This is a genomic window from Microcoleus sp. LEGE 07076, from assembly GCF_015207455.1.
Classification (GTDB): Bacteria; Cyanobacteriota; Cyanobacteriia; order Cyanobacteriales; family Microcoleaceae; genus Microcoleus.
Genome location: NZ_JADEWV010000017.1, coordinates 1 through 18,025 on the forward strand (window position 1 = coordinate 1; position 18,025 = coordinate 18,025).

Here is an 18,025-nt window from a genome sequence, read left to right on the forward strand (position 1 = left end):
ATATGTAACCTATCTGCAAGTTTGAAAGCTCAAGAGTGAACCCGCCCCTGCTGTTTTCTCTATTCCCCTGCCCTCTTGTGGCAAAACTTTAATTTTCTTAACTTTTCTTAACAATTAGTTTTTGGGGCTGCAAAGCTCCGAGTTGCGATCGGGCTACCGGAGAATTTAGTCCCACCCGCAGTCACAAACAGGCACTGCAACCAAGCCCGTAGCTAGCAGCAGCAAACCCGCATCTACCTTAAGAAGTAGATTGTCCCCAATTTTCGTGTCCGCGATTTACCTTTTCACAGGGATAAGTTCCTGTAATAATTTGTAATAAACAAAGGCGGTCGAGCATTGTATAAAGGTTATCAGAAGGTTGAAACGACAGGCGAAAGTTAACAAAACAATGATTAACAAGGTTTGTCGCATCTCATAAAAGGTGTAAAATTTTCTAAGGTTTCTGAAATGTCCGCTGCAATGTCACAATAGTACAGGTAGCGGAAAAGGAGAGAACGAGGCGACCAGCGCAGTAGCTGGGGTCAACCTTCAACCCTTGCAGGCGATCGAGCCTGAACAAATTTAACTTAACGGTTTTATACCGCAACCAAACTCAATTAACTCAAGTAGGAGAGTTCTTTCATGTTTGACGCATTTACAAAAGTGGTTTCCCAAGCAGACGCTCGCGGCGAATTTTTGGCCACCGGCCAACTTGATGCCTTGAGCCAAATGGTTGCCGAAAGCAACAAGCGCATGGATACAGTAAACCGCATCACCAGCAACGCTTCCAGCATTGTTGCAAATGCAGCTCGCTCCTTGTTCGCTGAACAGCCTCAGTTGATCGCCCCCGGCGGCAACGCATACACCAGCCGCCGCATGGCAGCTTGCTTGCGCGACATGGAAATCATCTTGCGCTACGTCACCTACGCGATTTTCGCAGGCGACGCCAGCGTACTCGATGACCGTTGCTTGAACGGTCTTCGCGAAACATACTTGGCATTGGGAACACCAGGCGCTTCCGTAGCAACAGGCGTTCAAAAAATGAAAGAAGCAGCTTTGGCGATCGCTAACGATCCCAACGGTGTAACTCGTGGAGATTGCAACTCCCTGATGTCTGAAGTCGGCAGCTACTTCGATCGCGCCGCTTCCGCAGTAGGCTAAACCCCAGCCATTGCAACCAAATTTGTCAAGCAACGATTCGATATATCGATCGGGCTTTTACAAATCGCATTCGTAGAAAACAACCGCAAACCTTAGGGAGAAAGCAAAACTATGAAGACCCCATTGACTGAAGCAGTCACAGCAGCAGATTCTCAAGGCCGTTTCTTGAGCAGCACCGAAATCCAAACAGCTTTCGGTCGTTTCCGCCAAGCAACCGCCAGCTTAGAAGCAGCCAAAGCTTTGACAGGGAATTCTCAACGCTTGATCGACGGTGCAGCCCAAGCAGTGTACAACAAATTCCCGTACACCCAACAAATGCAAGGCCCCAACTACGCTTCTACCCCAACCGGTAAAGCCAAGTGCGCCCGCGACATCGGCTACTACCTGCGGATGGTGACCTACTGCTTAGTTGCAGGCGGCACAGGCCCAATGGATGAGTACCTGATTGCAGGCATCGACGAAATCAACCGGACATTTGAACTGTCTCCTAGCTGGTACGTTGAAGCTCTCAAGTACATCAAAGGCAACCACGGCCTGAGTGGCGACCCCGCAGTGGAAGCTAATTCCTACCTCGACTACGCAATCAACGCCCTGAGCTAGATTTGCGTGATGCCCGGAATTGTAAAGCTGCAGTTAGCTTGAGTGTTAGCGGTTGTTTACAGTTCCGGGCATCTGCGATCTGAGCCTAGTTTTCCAAATACTTTTTTTAGAAGTTTTCAGTTTTTTAAAGCAAAAAGGGAGAAGCGAAGATGGCGGGATTAGGTGCAGCAGAAAGGTTGGGAATAAAAGCATTTGAAGAAGCCGGACAGGTAGAACTGCGACCCCACTGGACGCAAGACGATGCGAAAGCAGTAATTCGTGCAGCTTACAGCCAAGTTTTCGGCAACGAGTATTTAATGTCGAGCGAACGAGTTACCAGCGCCGAATCTCTACTGATGCAAGGACAGATTTCAGTTAAGGATTTTGTGCGGTCAATTGCTCAGTCCGAAACTTATCGGAAAAAGTTTTTTTACCCGAACTCGCAAACGCGGTTAATTGAGCTTAATTACAAGCATTTGTTGGGACGCGCTCCTTACGACGAATCGGAAATTGCTTTCCACGTTGATTTGTACAATGCTGAGGGCTACGAAGCTGAAATCAATTCTTATATTGACTCAGTAGAGTATCAAGAAAACTTTGGCGAAAGCATAGTGCCTTACTATCGCGGTTTCGCGACTCAAAGAAATCAAAAAACAGTCGGTTTTAACCGGATGTTTCAACTGTATCGCGGCTACGCAAATAGCGATCGCTCGCAAAACCAAACCCAAGCGCGGTTAACTTGGGAAGTAGCGAGAAATACGGCTTCGCCGATATACACAGCCTCTAGCGGACAATCTCTCGCTGGTGCTGCCGGCGGTTCTCGCGGTCAACTCTATCGAGTCACCGCAATGCAAGGCGCGGCTAAGTTTTCGCCCCAAGTGCGACGGACTACTAGCGAATATCTCGTGCCTTACGAACAGCTTTCGAGCCGATTGCAACAAATCAACAAACGCGGTGGCAAAGTGGTAAGTATTACCGCAGCTTAAAGTTTGTAAAGACGTTTTTTTGCAAGGGCAAGCAAGCAAATTAGGACTAATTAATGTGTATGCGTAAAGTGCGTACTCTCCACCCTACTTGCAGAAGCACATATACGCAGGTAAGGTGGAGAGTACGCACCCTACGGGACATTTTGGTGTGAGTCCTAAAAATCTCAAGTGCAACAAAGGTTGAAATTTTTGTTATTAATTTAGGAGAAAATCTGGTGGCTATTACGACAGCAGCGTCGAGACTGGGAACATCCGCATTGAGCGATGCGCCGCAGGTAGAATTGCGCCCAAACTACACCAAAGATGATGTAGAAACAGTAATTCGTGCCGTTTACCGTCAGTTGTTGGGCAACGATTATTTGATGAAATCGGAACGCCTGACAAGTGCTGAGTCTCTGCTGCGAGATGGCGGCTTAACAGTGCGAGAATTTGTGCGCGCAGTAGCAAAATCGGAACTGTACAAAACTAAGTTTTTATACAGCAGCTTCCAAACTCGGACGATCGAACTAAACTACAAACACTTGCTCGGTCGCGCTCCCTACGACGAATCTGAAGTAGTTTACCACTTAGATTTGTACCAAACACAAGGCTACGATGCTGATATCGATTCTTATGTCGATTCAGTAGAGTATCAAGAAAACTTCGGCGAAAATATTGTCCCTTACTACCGCGGCTTTAACACGCAGCGCGGGCAAAAAACCGTTGGTTTTACCCGGATGTTCCGGCTGTACCGCGGCTATGCAAACAGCGATACCTCGCAACTAGAAGGCAATAACTCTCGCTTAGCTGTCGAACTCGGCACTAACAGCGCGACTGCGGTAGTGGGGCCTTCTGGCGGTAATGAGGGTTGGGCATATCGGCCTTCTGCCAGAAACGTGACTCCCGGCACCGGTTTCGGCGGCGGGGCAGCTTACGGCAAGGAAGGGCGGCTTTTCCGCGTGGAAGTTTCGGGAATTCGCACGGGCGGTTATCCCAGCGTGCGCCGCAGCAGCAAGGCGTTTATCGTACCTGTTGATGATTTGTCCTCGCAAATGCAGAAATTTCAGCGCATGGGCGCGAAAATCGCCAGCATTACTCCAATTTAGTCAGTTGGCAGTTGGCAGTTGTTAGTTGGTAGGGGCGGTGCCAAGAGATCCCGCCCTCAGTGGTTAGTGGTTAGTGGTTAGTGGTTAGTTGTTAGTTGTTATTAGTCAACAGTCAACAGTCAACAGCTAACAGTCAACAGCTAACAGTCAACAGTCAACAGCTAACAGTCAACAGCTAACAGTCAACAGTCAACAGCTAACAGCTAACAGCTAACAGCTAACAGTCAACAGTCAACAGTCAACAGTCAGAATTACCAATTACCAAGAAGCTTATGTTGGGTCAAATTGTAGCTGGAAAAAGTGGCAATACAGCTTCCGCAGGTCGCTGTTTTCGGTACGAAGTTGTGGGCTTGCGCCAAAGCGATGATACAGAAAATATCGATTATTCGATTCGATCGAGCGCGAGTACATTTATCACCGTGCCGTACAATCGGATGAATCAAGCAATGCAGCGGATTACTCGCATGGGCGGGAAGATTGTGAACATTCAGCCGCTAAGTGGGATCGCCGAATCATCGGCAGAATCATCGCCTGAATCATCCGAGGATGATAATTAATAGTCTCCTTCAGAGGGCGATTGAAATCGGTGATTGAAAGATCGATCGAAATCGCCCGGTTCCCCAACCCGCGCAGGCGGGTTTTGTTTTTGTAGCTGCGATTTCAATCGCCGAATAACCAATAACGAATAACCAATAACGAATAACGAATAACCAATAACGAATAACCAATAACCAATAACCAATAACCAATAACCAATAACCAATAACCAATAACCAATAACCAATAACTATGGATTTTGACAAATCCGACTCACCGGCTGGTGTAGCTGAGGGCGAGTCTTTAACAGTAGAACAGGCGATCGCAAATTTGCACTCCCAAGACTACAGTCTCCGGTATTACGCTGCTTGGTGGGTGGGCAGATTTCGAGTTAAGGAACCGGCGGTAATTTCAGCTTTGATTGCGGCTTTGCAAGAAGAATCAGAACAAACAAAAATTGGCGACTACTCCCTATTGCGAAATGCGGCGCGGGCACTGGGTAAATTGGGCGACAAACAAGCCTTACCGGCGCTGATTCGGTGTTTGGAATGCGCGGATTATTACGTGCGGGAAGCGGCGGCTCAAGCTCTAGAAATGCTGGGCGAGATCGATGCGATTCCGTCGCTGATGAAACTCTTAGATGGGGGGGTAGCAAAGGCCGTGCGAGTGGCTGGAAAGTCGCACCTGGTGCAGCCTTACGACTCGGTAATTGAAGCTTTGGGTACGCTGCGAGCGACAGAAGCTATACCGCTAATTGCACCTTTTTTAGAGCATTCTGTGGAGCGGGTGCAGTACGCTGCGGCGCGGGCGATGTATCAGTTGACTGGCGATCGCATTTACGGAGAAAGGTTGGTGACTGCTTTGAATGGGGATAATTTGCAGTTGAGGCGATCGGCTTTGATGGACTTGGGGGCGATCGGCTATTTACCCGCAGCGCCAGCTATTGCGGAAACTTTAGCTGAAAATAGCATGAAATTGATTGCCCTCAAAGGAGTTTTGGAGCATCACCTCGAACAACAAGCATCACTATCTTTGTCAGATGAAGCTATTCAAGTTATGAATTTAATGGATAGTTTGCTGTAAACTTTAAAACTCTTCGATCAGCCTCGGCGATTGAAATCGCTGCTACAAAAACGAAGTCCACTCCAAGCGGACTAAGAGCCAATAGAGATTGATATTAACTTAACTATTCATACCTAATACGATCGCTCTTTTTTTCGTTGCTTCTAGAGATGCCTCTATTAGCTGCTTGCCAAATTCTTTGACTTGCTCAACTACAATCTCTCCAGCACTTTCGGGGGAACCAGCATTAAAAGGCGGCGCGGGATTGTATTCTAGAAGTAGCTGAATCATTTTGGCAGTTTCCTCGCCGCAGAGCTTGCCGGCAAGCACCAACCCAAAATCGATGCCAGCAGTTACGCCGCCACCTGTAATTCGATCGCGATCGACAACAACTCTCTCGGTTCCAACTTCAACACCCAGCATTGCTAGCTGGTCGCGAAATGCCCAATGGCAAGCAGCGCGGTATCCTTGAAGCAGTCCAGCAGCAGCTAAAATCAAAGAACCAGTACAAACCGACGTGATATATTTTGGTGTTTTCCCCTGTTGGCGCAGAAAATCCAGTACCTCTATATCTTGCATCATTTCCACTTGTCCGATCGCGCGATCGACCCAACCTACAATTACAATGATCACGGTAAATTGTATAAATCAATGGCATTAGAACTAATTCGCGCAGTCGAACAAGCAGATTCTTCCGAGGGCTTGTTAAACGCAGTCAAAGCATTGGCGGCTGCTGACTCAACAGAAGCAATTCCTACCTTAATAACAGTCCTCGGCTACAACAACCCAGGCGCCGCTGTGGCCGCCGTTGACGGGCTGATTCAACTCGGAGAACCCGCTGTACTCCCGCTGCTAGAACAGCTTGACGGCTACAATTACGGAGCGAGAGCTTGGGCGGTTCGGGCAATGGCTGGAATTGGCGACCCCAGGGGTTTAAATATTTTGCTCGATGCGGCGGCGAATGACTTTGCTTTGAGCGTGCGGCGGGCGGCGGCTAGAGGTTTGGGGACGATTTGCTGGGAACTTATGCCGCAAGCACAAGTTTTAGATGCTCAAATTCGCGCAGTGAAAACCCTGCTGCAAGCGTCCCGAGACCCGGAATGGGTGGTTCGCTACGCAGCAGCGGGGGCTTTGCAAGCTTTGGCGGTTGCTGCGACTGTTCAACCGGATTGGTTAACGGAAGTTTTGACCCAACTTGAGGAAATAGCCCAAAGCGATGAAACTTTGGCAGTTAGGGCTCGGGCTTTGCTGGCCAAAGAAAAATTCAGGAGTCACGCACCAGGCATATATAGCAATTAAGGTGCGTCAGACCCCAATCCTCGATCGTCGTTCAATAACCCAGTCTGACGCACCCTACAACGACGGTCGTGCGAGAGTTGCGTAAGTCCTAAAATTGTCACTTGGCTAGGGTTTGGGCTATTATCTCTTCCAAGTCCCTTTGACTGAGAGTAGTTAATATAAAGACTTCTTGTACGGTTTTGCCCTGTCTGGCGATGATTTTAAATCCCCCGCGGATGGGTACTGACACTCTTAATGTCATGCGGGGGATGTGTCCTTTAACTTTGTTGATAACCCCCGGCGTGACGGTTTGAATGCCCATTTTGAGAGTGAGTCGCTCTAAAATTGGTATCAAACCGGGAAGGTGGGTTGAGTGATTCCAAACTAGACGGCCTTTGGATTGTGGGTTCATGACTTTTTTACCAAATTCAACATACCCAGTCTAAGCCACCCCCTGGCCGAACCAATTTGAAATTACCTCAACTTATGTATCAAAAACGTTACTGTGCGAGTGATTGAGAGCAAAGCGACGGCATCTCAAACCGAGATTTTTGATTCCGGGCGCGCAAGCTGAGATTTTCTTTACCAGAATTGTCCTGTACTTTTTGATGTTTTGGGTTGGTAACTTTTGGTTTTTCTAGTTGATTTGCGATCGCCCCGAGGATTTCTGTGATGCTGCAAGGTTTCTTGAGATAGCCGTCTGCTGGGATTTCTAGGGCTTGTTCCATTTCGGAGGCTGTCATAAAAATAAACGGAATGTTGCCGGTTGCAGGGTGCGATCGCAAAGCCGCGAATACTTCAAAGCCATTGAGGTACGGCATCATCACATCAGACAAGATTAAATCGGGAATTTGGGCGATCGCTAACTGGATACCGACTTTTCCGTTTTCGGCGCCGACAGCTTCATAACCTCGCGATACCAAAAGTTCTAAAACGGTTTCTCGGATTAACTTATTGTCTTCAATTACTAATATTTTATTCATTTTTGTCACTTCTTATTGGCTTTATTTTTATTTGCATGTTAAATTTATATCACCCGTATTATTATAAATTCAAGTGGGCTATTGCAGCTACCCATTTTTCGCAACCCCGAAGCGATCGCACTTGATCACAATCTTTCATAAATCAATAAAACAGTTCCGTAAAAATATCATGAGATTTATCAGCCCTAAAACAGACTTTGCCTTCAAAAAAATTTTTGGTTCCACCGACAGCCAAGACATCCTCGTCAGCTTCTTAAATGCTCTAATTTACGCCGGTGAGCCAATCATCCAAGACTTGCAAATTATTGACCCTTACTCGGCTGCTACCGTCAGCGGACTCAAAGATAGTTATTTGGATGTCAAAGCTCGAATTACCGGCAACAAGACGGTAATTATTGAAATGCAAGTTTTGAATGTAGCTGCTTTTGAAAAACGAGTCATCTACAACCTAGCCAAAACCTATGCCAACCAACTCAAGATTCGAGAAAGTTATGCTAAATTGCAACCAGTAATAGCTTTGACGATCGCTGATTTTGAAATGTTCAAAGAACAACCTGATGTTATTTCTCATTTTGTGTTCAAGGAAAAAGAAAAACTATTTGATTATCCCCATCTCGAAGTTGAAATGTTTTTTGTCGAGTTGCCAAAGTTCAAAAAAGAGTTAAACGAACTCACAACTTTGACTGACAAATGGATTTATTTTATGAAGCACACTCCCGATTTAGAAACAATCCCAGCCACAATGGAAACAGTTCCAGAACTAGAAAAAGCTTTTCAAATTGCCAATGAGGCTAACTTAAGCTTGAAAGAGTTCGAGGATATGGAAGCTCAAGAGAGGGCGATCGAAGAACAGCGGGGTATAGTTTCTCGAGGTATAGAAGAAGGCTTGGAGCGAGCTAGGGCTAAATTGATGCAAGCAGGCCGTGAAGCAGGTATTCAAGCAGGCCGTGAAGCAGGAATTCAAGAAGGCCGTGAAGCAGGTATTCAAGCAGGCCGTGAAGCAGGTATTCAAGAAGGCCGTGAAGCAGGGATTCAAGCAGGAATTAAAGCAGGTCAAAGAGCCTTAATCTTGCGCCTGCTGGAGCGACGTGTCGGAGCCGTAAATCCCGATGTAGTTTCGCGAATTGGAGAATTATCGGTTGAGCAATTAGAGAGTTTGGTGGAGGAGGTAGCCGGATTTTCTAGTTTATCCGATTTAATGGTTTGGTTAGATAGATCAGAATAATCGAAAGAGCGATCGCTGTTAGGTTTTTTAGGTCGATCTACTGATCGACAGCGATATTTACAAACATTCGCCGATCGGGTAAAATATAACTTGGTGTATTGCGATTTGTTGAGTAAAAAAATATGTCAGAATTTCTAGACTTTCTGCGACATCAGTTTGCCTACGTTGCCATTGGCGAATTTAAACCAGGAAAATTCAAAGAAGCAGAAGAACTTTTTGAACAAGCCGTTGCAACTTATGCCACAGGTTTTAAGGGAGCGTACCTGCTGCAACTGCCCAATACAGACAAAGGTATTGCGATCATTTTTTGGGAAAGCGTAGAAGAAATGGCCGCCAATCAAAGCGAAGCATATCAACAAATATTGAAGCAGATGACACCTTTGTTTGCCAAAATTCCCGACACCGATGTTTACGAAGTAGTCAGTGAAATTAAGCCGAAAAGCGAATGATTGAAAATTGTGCAATCGGCGCGTTATTCCCATTTCTATCGGTGTTTTTCGCCCGACTTCGCTGTAAAGCGCAAAATCTGCTAAAGGATTAATTTGCTTGATAGCAACCGGATTAACATCTCCCATGATTCGGTAACTAATATCCCCGACGCAACCGATAAATTTACTGCGGGAATCCGTACAAACTTAGGTGCGGATATCGAAGAAATTGGGAAAAATCGCTTCTGTGAAAGTGGGTTCGATCGCAATTTCGCTGTACTTGTTCCAACGATTTGCCAAACTGCCAAAAATACTCTCTCTAGTCGGCATCGCACTATCGTACACGCCTTGCCGAAAATTAGTAGGAGTGCAAAAACTAAAAGCAATTTGGCGATTGGTGTCGGAAGCGCGATCGAACAATTCGGCGTAACTGCAAAAATTTACCCAAGGCTGGTTTGATTGCGGTTCGCTCAAAATATTGGTAATGTACAAATCTGTAGGGCAAAGATGCCAAGGGCGGTCAAAATTCAGTTGCTGCCAAAGTTGAATTAGGCAATCTGGTAGTAATAAATATGTAGTGATTAGATATTTATTGGCTCAAGACATAGTTGTAATGATGGATAAAATACCAAATAGCACCTATATGGTTTTCTCACTTTTTAGAAAATGAAACAGTTTTTCTTACGAACCGAGAAACACGTTGGCGCCAACTATTATTAAATCTTTCAATGTGATTAGTTTTTACACTTTCTTTACCAACCGGCTAATGGCGTAGCGAAGGAAAAATAAAAGCATATGCAGCCCAAAAATCTGTATAGCACACAGCACATTGTCAATATACAAAAGGTAGAGAATTCCAAAATTGTTTTGCTCCTTCTTCGCTACGAGCACCAACATAAACACCAATAATTTCTCTGGTCTCTCTATCCATTGCGGCGCCATACCCATTGCTTATTTTATTGGCAATCTACAAATGACCACAGTTCATCACATTCAACATTCAATCTAACTTTTTTAGGTTTAACGTTTACTGTGGGTTCGATTGAGGCATATTTATTATTTACGTAATCCTGTAACCATTTTTGAGAAACACCCGTGCTTATAGCTAGACTAACCAAATAAATCTTCTCCAAAAGAAGTCGAGCAATTAATTTTTGTGTTGCTAATCTAATTACTTTTTTGGTCGGATTTTCGAGAAATTAGCGACCGCAAATTTGACATTTGTATTTGGGTTTTTTATTGTGAGTTCTACCATTTCTAAGTATGTGATTTTAACCACACTCAGGGCAATTTGGTCGTAAGAATAGTATATTATATGACTAAACTAATGTTGTTGGCAGATATCAAGGATTCCAGCAATAATCTCTGATGATAGCATGACTGTAACTCAATCTACATTCAAACGATAAATAAATATTAAAATCATAAAATTTGATGGTATTAGTTATAAAAGTATCCTATGTATTGAATTAGTGTAATTAGATTTCACTACATATTTATTACTAACTGAAGGACGGAAAATCCTTGATAGCTTACATCCGGTGGGACACATGGGTGAACCTGATGATGTTGCTTACGGTATTCTTGATCTGGCATCGGATGAATCGAAGTTTGTTACTGGTTCAGAATTGGTAATTGATGGGGGTTATACCGCTCATTGATAGTTGACAGTTGACAGTTGACAGTTGACAGTTGATAGTTGATAGTTGCACAGTATGGAAATCAAACCGTTCGATCGAGTTTTTTGATCGGGATTAGAACTGATATCATGTCCGGTAGATTAGCATAACCAAAACGGTTCGTAGTGCGGACTTTAGTCCGCAGAATAAGAGCGGACTAAAGTCCGCACTACGAACCTTATAGCATTGGGTTGGCAGCACGCACCCTAATTTTAGTGTGGTGTGAATGTTTAGGCGATCGCAATTTCGGGCGACAAATAAACGTCTTGAATGGCGTGGAACAATTTTACACCTTCTTCAAAGGGACGCTGAAAAGTTTTGCGGCCGGAGATTAAGCCGCAGCCGCCAGCGCGTTTGTTGATTACCGCCGTGCGAATTGCTTCTGCAAAATCGCTTTTTCCCGAAGCACCGCCAGAGTTGATTAAACCCATCCTTCCTGCATAACAGTTGAGCACTTGATAGCGAGTTAGATCGATCGGGTGATCCGTTGTCAAATCGGAATAAACACGGCTGTCGGTTTTGCCGTAACTGTGGCCGCTGGCTTTAGCAACTGCTGCGTAGCCGTTGTTGCATTCGGGCAATTTTTGCTTGATGATGTCAGCTTGAATTGTCACTCCCAAGTGATTTGCTTGACCTGTTAAATCCGCTGCTAAGTGATAATCTTTGTCTTGTTTGAAGATATCGTTGCGGAGGTAACACCACAAAATTGTTGCCATTCCGTACTCGTGAGCCTGAGCAAAAGCTTGACTGACTTCTTGGATTTGCCGCGTCGATTCCGGCGAACCAAAATAAATTGTTGCTCCGACTGCAACGGCTCCCAAATTCCAAGCTTGTTCGACGGAAGCAAACATTATTTGGTCGGATTGATTGGGATAAGTCAGCAATTCGTTGTGATTTAGTTTGACAATGAAAGGAATTTTGTGCGCGTACTTGCGAGATACGCTTCCCAACACTCCCAGGGTTGTCGCGACAGCGTTGCAGCCCGCAGAAATTGCTAGTCTGATGATGTTTTCGCTGTCAAAATAGATGGGATTTGGTGCAAAAGAAGCGGCTGCTGAGTGTTCGATTCCTTGGTCTACCGGCAGGATGGATAAATAGCCCGTATTTGCCAAGCGTCCGCTAGAATAAAGTTGCTGGAGCGATCGCAAAACTTGAGGAGATCGATCGGTCAGGGCGAAAATGCGATCGACCCAATCCGGGCCCGGCAGGTGCAACAAATCTTTAGAAATTTTGGCTTGATGGGTGAGCAAGTCTTCGGCTTCGTCGCCCAGCCAAGATGCGATCGCACTAGGAACTGATAGTGTAGCTGTCATGCAGATTTACCCTCTCAATTTCAATTGCAGGCTGATGATTGCAGACATTAGCCTTGCTGATATTGTAGCTAAAAAATCATTTTTTATACCCCGACAACGATCGCCAGAGTTTTTAACAAGATTAGAGACAACACCAACTAGGACGCGCTACTCTAGAATAAGCTAGCAGTTCAGCCGGATCGGCGCTGCCAGCGATCGCCGATCGATACACCACTTTGCCATCACAATGTCACACACTTACTTTGATTCTGACAACAGTCACAAATCCTTCGAGATGCCCGGTGCCAAACCCCACTACAACCCCGATCGCCCCGGACAAGTAGAGCATATTTTCCTCGACTTAGTGCTGGATATTCCCAAACAAAGTTTTCGCGGCACTTGCAGCATCCGCATCAATCCAGTCCGCAGCGGCATCGAAAAATTAACCTTAGATGCTGTAAACCTGAACATTAAATCGGTAAAAGTCGGCGAAATTGACCAAAATTTCGACAGCGACGGCGAAGTGCTGCAAATTCACCTGCACGAACCAACCGAAGCATACGAACCAATTACAATTGCGATCGAATACTCGGTCGAAAAACCCCAGCGCGGCCTCTATTTTGTCGGCCCGGACAAACACTATCCCGACAAACCAACACAAGTCTGGACTCAAGGCGAAGACGAAGATTCCCGCTTCTGGTTTCCCTGTTTCGACTATCCCGGACAACTCGCAACTTCCGAAATTAGAGTACAAGTTCCCCGACAACTTTTTGCTATTTCCAACGGTGAATTAATTAGCACAAAAAACGATGGAGACGACAAGATTTATCACTGGTCGCAAACTCAGGTACATCCGACTTATTTAATGACCTTAGCAGTTGGAGATTTTGCCGAAATCAAAGACGAATGGAACGGCAAACCAGTTAATTATTACGTCGAAAAAGGTCGCGAAGCTGACGGTAAGCGCAGCATGGGCAAAACGCCCAAAATGATTGAATTTTTCTCTAAAGCATTTGGCTATCCTTACCCTTTTCCTAAATACGCTCAAGTCTGCGTCGATGATTTCATCTTCGGCGGCATGGAAAATACTTCGACAACTTTGCTAACAGATAGGTGCTTGTTAGACGAACGCGCCAGCCTCGACAATCGCGGTACAGAAAGCTTAGTCGCCCACGAATTGGCTCACCAGTGGTTCGGCGATTTAGTAGTAATTAAACACTGGTCTCATGCTTGGATCAAAGAAGGCATGGCTTCCTATTCCGAGGTACTCTGGACTGACAAAGAATACGGCAAAGAAGATGCGGCTTATTATATGTTAGGTGAAGCCCGCAATTATTTAGCTGAAGACAGTTCTCGCTACCGTCGCCCGATGGTGACTCACGTTTACCGCGAAGCGATCGAATTGTACGATCGCCATTTGTACGAAAAAGGCGCTTGCGTGTATCACATGATTCGCGCTGAGTTGGGCGACGAACTATTTTACAAAGCAATTCACACTTTTGTGCGGGATAACGCTCACCAAACTGTGGAAACCATTGATTTGCTGAGGGCGATCGAAAAAGCCACTGGTCGCAATCTGACCTTTTTGTTTGACCAGTACGTTTATCGCGGCGGTCATCCCGATTACAAAGTTGCTTATTCCTGGGATGGCGACAGCAAATTAGCCAAAGTAACTGTAACCCAAACTCAAGTAAAAGACAGCAAAAATAGCAGCGGTAACAGCAAAGATGTCTTTGATCTAAAAATTCCGATCGGCTTCGGCTACCAACCGGAAAAAGATGCAGATGAGCGGAGTATTCCTAATATAAAAACTTTCACCGTTCGAGTGCACGAACGCGAGCAAAGTTTCTATTTCCCTCTAGAAGAAAAGCCCGCATTTATCAGTTTTGATGTTGGTAATAAATACTTAAAAACAGTTGCTCTAGAGTATGGAGTTGCCGAACTAAAAGCTCAGTTACAATTCGATCCCGACCCTGTTTCCCGGATTTACGCAGCCCAAGCTTTGGCGAAAAAGGGAGGCTTGGAAGCTGTGAAAGCGCTGTCGGAAGTTCTCAAAAAAGAGCAGTTTTGGGCTGTGCGGGCGGAAGTAGCTGGTGAGTTAGTTGATATTAAACTCGACCAAGCTTTTGATGGTTTAGTAACTGGTTTGAAGGATAAAGATGCTCGGGTGCGTCGCGCGGTGGTGAATGCGCTGGGCCAAATCAAGACTCACGAGACTTATAAGGCGCTGAGGTCGATCGTCGAAAAAGGCGACGACAGCTATTATGTAGAAGCGGCCGCAGCGAGTGCGATGGGCTCGATCGCAGGGGCTAACCCCGACGAAAAACCGACCGACGAACAGGTACTGAAAGAGTTAAAATTGGTTTTGAAAGAGCGCGAGGGCTGGAATGAGGTTGTGCGATCGGGTGCTATTTCCGGTTTGGCGCAAATGAAAACTTCGGAAGATGCGCTCAACCTGATTTTGAAATACACAGCCGTCGGTACTCCGCAAGCTTTGCGCTTGGCGGCAATTCGCTCTTTGGGGACAATTTCGACAGGTCAAACTAAGCTCAATTTGGAACGGATTTTGCACCGATTGGCAGAACTTTCTAAAGAGACTTTTTTCTTGACTCAAGTATCTGTAGTTGTCGGTTTAGGACAGATGGAAACTCGCAAAGCTATCAGAATTTTGCGTTCTTTAGCTGACCAAACTCCTGATGGCCGCGTCCGCATGATGGCTGATGAAGCTGTGCAAAGAGTGCAGAAAAATGCTGGTTCCGATGCAGCGGTAAAGCAGTTGCGCGAGGAGTTAGATCAGGTGAAAAAGGAGAATCAAGATTTGAAGAGTCGGATGGAAAATCTGGAGGCTAAGGCGAAGAAAGACAAAGATTAGGTAAATTGACCTAACAAACAGAATTTCTACAACCGCGACTTGCTAAATAGGATGAATGCTTAAAAACCCGGTTTCTCCGATAAATCTTGGATTTATCTGAAAAATTTACTCACAAACCGGGTTTTTAGTTTCTCGCGCGTAAGTTATGTAAAACCAGGGTGGAATTTTTGTTTTGAATCTTTAACTGTTAATTAAGTTGAAGCAGCTTGTACACTACAATATATTTCATAAATTATGAGTAGCAGAACAATTGTATTGGTAGAACAATCTGGAGTAATTCCGTACCGCATTCAAGACGGACAAATTGAAGTAATGCTGATTACTTCTTCGGCTAGCAAGCGCTGGGTGATTCCCAAAGGATTAATTGAACCTGACATGACTCCCCAAGATTCCGCCGCCAAAGAAGCTTGGGAAGAAGCAGGTTTGTTGGGTAAAGTGTTTCCGGATTTGCTGGGAACTTACGAGTATCAAAAGTCCGGCTATACTTGTCAGGTAGAAGTATTTTTACTGCAAGTACAAACTGTTCTGGAAAATTGGCCTGAAGCTAGCAAGAGAAAGCGGCAGTGGGTGAGTATTCCGAAAGCAATTAAGCGGGTTTATGAACCGGAGCTTAAACAAATTCTTGCTAATTTACCAAATCGGTTTTGCTGATTGAAAGGTTCGTAGTGAGGACGAAGAGTCCTAATTAACTAACTCAAACATAGAGAAAGGTCGGCTCGCATTTGGGCCAAGGTACGTAGTTGCGATGAAAGCGCTCTTTCCTAATATTATAAACCAATACCGTTTACTGATATAGCGCTCTGGGGGTAAAATCCGATGAGAAATAGATACGGAGATTGCTTCGTTCCTCTCTTCGGACTATCTTAAGTAAACCGTATTGTATTATAAAGAGCGCTTTCATCGCAACTACGTACCTAATTTGTCTATCGCACTACACTCGGAAAATCATTATTCCGGTGTAAATGGAAAGGACTCTTCGTCCTCACTACAAACCTATGATATCGGTGTGAAAAGTTTTACCTCAAGCGTTAGCTGAGAGGAAAGGAATGCTTTCGGCTAAGTTATCCTTAACTTCAATTCCCTGTTTTCTTGCCCAAAATTGGCTTAAGAAATGGATTTGACGCAAACCAACAATTAAATTTAAACCCGGTACAAAAATCCACCAAACTGTTAGCGGTTCTTTGATTCCTTCTTGGCGGTAAAGTTCGTTGACTGTGTTGTAAAGTTTGAACTGCACGATGTAAATCCAAGCAATTCCCAGGAAGGAAAACCAACCAAACCATCCGGGAACATCGGGGTCGAATATCCGCAAAGCTTGGGGGATGGCTACTCCTAAAACAAAGGGCAATAAGCAAAGTGTCCCCGACCAACCCTTGCCGTTATAACTCCGCAATTCTTCTTGAATAATCCATTTGTACCATCCGTAATATAGCAGCAGACTGACTGCGGACAGCAAAATTACTCGCCACAAGGAGCGGGGTTTGCCTAAAGGTTTTTCGGACATTTTTAGATGTAAGATATGAATGGCTTTCTTAATTATATTAAGATTTGTTAATTATTGCAAAATCATTTCTCGGATCGATCGCGCGGTTGCAGGGGCCAGCAGAACACCGTTGCGGTAGTGGCCGCTGGCGACGAGAACGCGGCTGTTACCCGCAAGCGTCTCGATAATTGGGGCCGGCCGCCCTTCGGGTCGCGGGCGCAATCCCGACCATTGCTTGATGATTTGGGCTTCGGCTAAGGCCGGACAAAGCGATCTCGCCCTAGCCATCACTTCCTCCAACCTATCAGCATTCGCCGGAATTTCCCCGCCATTTTCGGGAAACTCCACCGTCGCCCCTACCCAACATTCTTGATTTGCCAAAGGTACAATGTGAACGTCATCGCAGGTAATTACTGGCGCAAAATCTGGGTTTCCCAACGGATTTTTCAACCGCAAATGCAGCGCTTGTCCCAACACCGGGCGAATGTCCACCAATTGATTTAAGGATGCAGTGACAGCAGTAGAACCCAAACCAGCCGCCACAATTAGTCGATCGAATTCTAACTTGCTCGAACTTGTTTGAATCTGATGTTTTGCACCATTTTCAATAACAGACAAGATGCCTGTTCCACAAGGCCTGAAGTTGTTTGTGGGGCTGGCATCTTGCCCGCCTGCACCATTTTCAATAACAGGCAAGATGCCTGTTCCATAAGGCATGAAGTTGTTTGTGGGGCTGGCATCTTGCCCGCCCGTGAGGCCTTCAACTGCCACCCCAAACTCAAAAATTACCCCATTTCTTTCAGCAGCATCGATCAAAGCCAAAGTTAGCGCCGTCGGATCGACTTGCCGGTCTTGAGGCGAATAAATTGCTGCAATAATCTTATCATTTAGATAGAGATGAGGGCAAAACTCGCGCACTCGTTCCACATCCCAAAGTTCTAAGTTCCAACCTTGAGACTGGCGAATTGCTATCAACTTTTCCCACTTACTTAAATCATCGCCCTCCGAACAAAGCATTAAAATTCCCTGTTTGTTAAAGGGAATTTTTCGCCCCGTAATTGCTTCCAATTCAGGAATCAAAGTTTCGTAGCGCTGAAGGCTGGTTTCTCTCAAATGCCAATTTCTGCCCTTAGTTTTGTGGCTGATAACTCCCATCAAAACACCGAGGGCGGCACCTGTAGCACCTTGTGCTGGCGGTTGTTTGTCGAACACGGTGACTTTTAGTTCGGGAAATTGACTTAGTTCAAAGGCGATCGATGTCCCGACAATACCACAACCAATAATTGCAATGCGAACCATTCAATTTTATTTTTTATAAAAGAAGACCGGGCGGTATCAACCGCGTCTCTACAAACTTTCACGCGACGATAGCGGGTTGAAGAACCGACTGTTAAAA

Annotated in this window: 19 protein-coding genes and 1 pseudogene; 12 read left to right on the forward strand and 8 right to left on the reverse strand. The window is 45.4% G+C overall.

All coding sequences use genetic code 11. The features are described from left to right. The first annotated feature begins 621 nt into the window (after nucleotides 1–621). The 6 genes from IQ270_RS04660 (at nucleotide 622) to IQ270_RS04685 (ending at nucleotide 5,410) form a co-directional block, all read left to right on the forward strand. Nucleotides 622–1,140, forward strand: a complete 519-nt coding sequence (locus IQ270_RS04660; protein WP_193972088.1) for a phycocyanin subunit beta — start codon at nucleotides 622–624, stop codon at nucleotides 1,138–1,140. Between the two features lie 111 nt (nucleotides 1,141–1,251). After that, the gene (cpcA, locus tag IQ270_RS04665; RefSeq protein WP_193972089.1) at nucleotides 1,252–1,740 is read left to right on the forward strand and encodes a phycocyanin subunit alpha; all 489 of its coding nucleotides are present in this window, start codon (nucleotides 1,252–1,254) and stop codon (nucleotides 1,738–1,740) included. Nucleotides 1,741–1,889: 149 nt separating this feature from the next. Beyond that, nucleotides 1,890–2,705: a phycobilisome linker polypeptide gene (locus IQ270_RS04670; RefSeq protein WP_193972090.1), complete on the forward strand. Its 816-nt coding sequence runs from the start codon at nucleotides 1,890–1,892 to the stop codon at nucleotides 2,703–2,705. A 215-nt stretch (nucleotides 2,706–2,920) separates the two neighbouring features. Continuing rightward, nucleotides 2,921–3,790 carry a phycobilisome linker polypeptide gene (locus tag IQ270_RS04675; RefSeq protein WP_193972091.1) on the forward strand — a complete coding sequence of 290 codons (870 nt, stop codon included), beginning with the start codon at nucleotides 2,921–2,923 and terminating at the stop codon, nucleotides 3,788–3,790. Between the two features lie 272 nt (nucleotides 3,791–4,062). Next, nucleotides 4,063–4,347, forward strand: coding sequence for a phycobilisome linker polypeptide (locus IQ270_RS04680; protein WP_193972092.1), 285 nt, complete (start codon nucleotides 4,063–4,065; stop codon nucleotides 4,345–4,347). Between the two features lie 232 nt (nucleotides 4,348–4,579). Beyond that, entirely contained in the window at nucleotides 4,580–5,410 is an 831-nt protein-coding gene (locus IQ270_RS04685; protein WP_193972093.1) for a HEAT repeat domain-containing protein, read from the forward strand. A gap of 99 nt (nucleotides 5,411–5,509) precedes the next feature. Here IQ270_RS04685 and IQ270_RS04690 read toward each other — a convergent pair whose 3' ends face one another. Further along, nucleotides 5,510–6,022: a DJ-1/PfpI family protein gene (locus IQ270_RS04690; RefSeq protein ID WP_339384304.1), complete on the reverse strand. Its 513-nt coding sequence runs from the start codon at nucleotides 6,020–6,022 to the stop codon at nucleotides 5,510–5,512. Nucleotides 6,023–6,040: 18 nt separating this feature from the next. Here IQ270_RS04690 and IQ270_RS04695 point away from each other — a divergent pair, with 18 nt between their 5' ends. Then, the gene (locus tag IQ270_RS04695; RefSeq protein WP_193972094.1) at nucleotides 6,041–6,688 is read left to right on the forward strand and encodes a HEAT repeat domain-containing protein; all 648 of its coding nucleotides are present in this window, start codon (nucleotides 6,041–6,043) and stop codon (nucleotides 6,686–6,688) included. A 97-nt stretch (nucleotides 6,689–6,785) separates the two neighbouring features. On the opposite strand, the gene IQ270_RS04700 is transcribed toward IQ270_RS04695, so the two are convergent. Both IQ270_RS04700 and IQ270_RS04705 read right to left on the reverse strand, forming a co-directional pair. Then, nucleotides 6,786–7,079, reverse strand: a complete 294-nt coding sequence (locus IQ270_RS04700; protein ID WP_193972095.1) for a DUF2103 domain-containing protein — start codon at nucleotides 7,077–7,079, stop codon at nucleotides 6,786–6,788. A gap of 88 nt (nucleotides 7,080–7,167) precedes the next feature. Then, entirely contained in the window at nucleotides 7,168–7,650 is a 483-nt protein-coding gene (locus tag IQ270_RS04705; RefSeq protein ID WP_193972096.1) for a response regulator transcription factor, read from the reverse strand. 169 nt (nucleotides 7,651–7,819) lie between these two features. Between IQ270_RS04705 and IQ270_RS04710 the strand changes: the two genes are divergently transcribed. Then, nucleotides 7,820–8,875 carry an Rpn family recombination-promoting nuclease/putative transposase gene (locus IQ270_RS04710; RefSeq protein ID WP_193972097.1) on the forward strand — a complete coding sequence of 352 codons (1,056 nt, stop codon included), beginning with the start codon at nucleotides 7,820–7,822 and terminating at the stop codon, nucleotides 8,873–8,875. A 122-nt stretch (nucleotides 8,876–8,997) separates the two neighbouring features. Further along, nucleotides 8,998–9,324, forward strand: a complete 327-nt coding sequence (locus IQ270_RS04715) for an antibiotic biosynthesis monooxygenase (RefSeq protein ID WP_193972098.1) — start codon at nucleotides 8,998–9,000, stop codon at nucleotides 9,322–9,324. A gap of 186 nt (nucleotides 9,325–9,510) precedes the next feature. Here IQ270_RS04715 and cas6 read toward each other — a convergent pair whose 3' ends face one another. Continuing rightward, nucleotides 9,511–9,885, reverse strand: a complete 375-nt coding sequence (gene cas6, locus IQ270_RS32220; RefSeq protein WP_339384307.1) for a CRISPR system precrRNA processing endoribonuclease RAMP protein Cas6 — start codon at nucleotides 9,883–9,885, stop codon at nucleotides 9,511–9,513. Nucleotides 9,886–9,958: 73 nt separating this feature from the next. Next, nucleotides 9,959–10,568: pseudogene (locus IQ270_RS30695) on the reverse strand (IS1 family transposase); the annotation flags it as partial. Between the two features lie 255 nt (nucleotides 10,569–10,823). On the opposite strand from IQ270_RS30695, the gene IQ270_RS04725 reads away from it, so the two are divergent. Continuing rightward, nucleotides 10,824–10,964 (forward strand): SDR family oxidoreductase, encoded by a 141-nt coding sequence (locus tag IQ270_RS04725; RefSeq protein WP_339384308.1) that lies wholly within the window; start codon nucleotides 10,824–10,826, stop codon nucleotides 10,962–10,964. Nucleotides 10,965–11,212: 248 nt separating this feature from the next. On the opposite strand, the gene IQ270_RS04730 is transcribed toward IQ270_RS04725, so the two are convergent. Continuing rightward, entirely contained in the window at nucleotides 11,213–12,295 is a 1,083-nt protein-coding gene (locus IQ270_RS04730) for a class I fructose-bisphosphate aldolase (RefSeq protein WP_193972099.1), read from the reverse strand. Between the two features lie 226 nt (nucleotides 12,296–12,521). Here IQ270_RS04730 and IQ270_RS04735 point away from each other — a divergent pair, with 226 nt between their 5' ends. Both IQ270_RS04735 and IQ270_RS04740 read left to right on the forward strand, forming a co-directional pair. Then, nucleotides 12,522–15,146, forward strand: a complete 2,625-nt coding sequence (locus IQ270_RS04735; RefSeq protein ID WP_193972100.1) for a M1 family metallopeptidase — start codon at nucleotides 12,522–12,524, stop codon at nucleotides 15,144–15,146. Between the two features lie 234 nt (nucleotides 15,147–15,380). After that, complete coding sequence (locus tag IQ270_RS04740) at nucleotides 15,381–15,797, forward strand: NUDIX hydrolase (RefSeq protein WP_193972101.1); 417 nt, start codon at nucleotides 15,381–15,383, stop codon at nucleotides 15,795–15,797. Between the two features lie 370 nt (nucleotides 15,798–16,167). Here IQ270_RS04740 and IQ270_RS04745 read toward each other — a convergent pair whose 3' ends face one another. Beyond that, nucleotides 16,168–16,650, reverse strand: coding sequence for a hypothetical protein (locus IQ270_RS04745; RefSeq protein WP_193972102.1), 483 nt, complete (start codon nucleotides 16,648–16,650; stop codon nucleotides 16,168–16,170). Nucleotides 16,651–16,701: 51 nt separating this feature from the next. Beyond that, a complete protein-coding gene (locus IQ270_RS04750) occupies nucleotides 16,702–17,928 on the reverse strand; it encodes an FAD-binding oxidoreductase (RefSeq protein ID WP_193972103.1) in 1,227 nt (408 codons plus the stop codon). Nucleotides 17,929–18,025: the final 97 nt, after the last annotated feature.